Raw genomic sequence first — 1,229 nt, forward strand, 5'->3', positions numbered from 1 at the left:
TGTGGCGGAGCTTGCCCTTCGGCGAGCCTTGATCACCGAGCACCACATGCTCGAGCTTGAGTCGCTCCGATTCCCGGACGAAATGATCCTTCACCCGGTCGGTGACGTAGGTGCGCGCCAGGTTGCCGCTCACGACGGAGATCGGCTGCGTCGTGACAGTGGACTGAATCTTCTTGAGGGCGGCGTGATAATTGAGCCGCTCGACCTCCTTCTCGATCTCAGACCGCGCACCTGCGATCGCCATCTGGCCTTCAAGCTCGGCGAGCTTCGCCTTGCAGTCCGCGAGGGTGCGGGCAAAGGCGACCTCATCGATGGCTTTGGCCTTGGTCTTGAGGTCGGTCGCGCGCTGGCGGAGGTCGTCGAGATCGACAGCAACCAGGTCGATCCACCCTTCCTCAGACTCACCGCGCAGACGCTCGCCAATGCGGGTCTTGGCCCGCTTTGCCGTTTCGAGCGCGGCGGTCAACGAATCAGCGAACACCTTGTCTTCGGTCGCGAGGAAGCCGATTGCCTCTGTGGTCTCTTCGTTGGTGACGTCAAGTGTTTTCAGGTCTTCGATTGCACCTTTGAAAGCGTCCTCTGCGGCCTTGGCACGTTTTGCCACGTCGTTGTGAACGAATTGGTGGAAGCGCTGCAAGCGCTCTGCTGCATCGGTCTGGAGCGGTTGCTGGCAGAACACACAGACTTGCCCATCCCCGGTCACCGGGAAGTCATGGCCTGGGTACGCCTCGGCCACAGAGTAGTTCTCCGCGGCCTGCCAGAGCGCGCGCCATGTGCTGCTGCCCACACCAGCGAGTGGTTCGTCCGCAAACGAGGTCTTGGACGCCTCGGTGGCAGCAGAACGAAGCGTCGTCGCTGCGGTCTGCATGGCGAGCAGCTCATCGCCACGGGCTGGCGACAGTTGTGTGCCGACTGTCTCGAAGTGATCGGCCAAAGCTTCGACCCGTGTGGCGGCGGAAAGCAAACGTCGCTTCTCCTCCGCAGGATCGGTCGTCTTGAGACGGGCTTCCTCTTTCACCAGCTCGGCATGCGCCACCTTGGGTTCGGCGGGAAGGGCAAGCGCTTTGTCAATTTCCTGCTGTGTCGTGGTCGCCGAAAGAGACTTCAGGAAAGCGTCGGCAGGCGATCCGGGCGGAACGGCCGGCCGCACAAACGCTCTGGCTTCGTTGGCCTTGAACATCACATCGATCGCGGCGCGCACGGCGTCCACTTGGACAATCAGCTCATCG

At 62.1% G+C, this 1,229-nt stretch carries 1 protein-coding gene; it reads right to left on the minus strand.

Going from position 1 to position 1,229, the window contains the following annotated elements:
* Positions 1-1,210: hypothetical protein (locus tag ACIP67_RS43365; RefSeq protein WP_401700256.1), on the minus strand; the 1,210-nt coding region annotated here is incomplete at its 3' end.
* Positions 1,211-1,229 lie beyond the last annotated feature (19 nt).

The organism is Streptomyces sp. NPDC088812, from assembly GCF_044750285.1.
In the GTDB taxonomy this organism is placed as follows: Bacteria; Actinomycetota; Actinomycetes; order Streptomycetales; family Streptomycetaceae; genus Streptomyces.